Consider the following 420-nt stretch of genomic DNA (forward strand, 5'->3'; position numbering starts at 1 on the left):
CTGGCCGGACGCCTCACCCGCGGCCTCACCGCCGGTGCGGCCGAAAGCGCCTCCGGCACCGCCGGCCACGCAGGACCATACGGCGGAACAGAGTACTCAGGCACTCCATACGGCGATCAGTACACGGAGTCCTATGCCCCCGCAGGCGGCACCGTACCGCCTCCGCCCGTGCAGCTCCCCGGCCCGGCCACCACCACGGCGGGCTACGACGGCGGCGCTCCCGGCAGCAGCTACTCGGACCCCACGCGCCCCGCAAGCCCCCTGGACAGCCCGCAGCTGGTGGAAGAACCGTGGTCCGGAAACCGGGTTGCCAGCGATCCGCTTGACGACCGCGACCTGGCCGACGATCCCATGGGCGTTGACCCCCTGACCGGTGACCGCCGCCCGGACGGCCAGTCTGGCAGGCTGTGATGAGCCAGA

The 420-nt window shown here is 72.4% G+C and carries 1 pseudogene; it reads left to right on the top strand.

Annotated elements, in window-relative coordinates:
• Positions 1–411, top strand: a pseudogene (locus FDW81_RS17970) (hypothetical protein); the annotation flags it as partial.
• Positions 412–420 lie beyond the last annotated feature (9 nt).

The sequence above is a fragment of the Pseudarthrobacter sp. NamB4 genome (genome assembly GCF_005796185.1).
Taxonomy (GTDB): domain Bacteria; phylum Actinomycetota; class Actinomycetes; order Actinomycetales; family Micrococcaceae; genus Arthrobacter.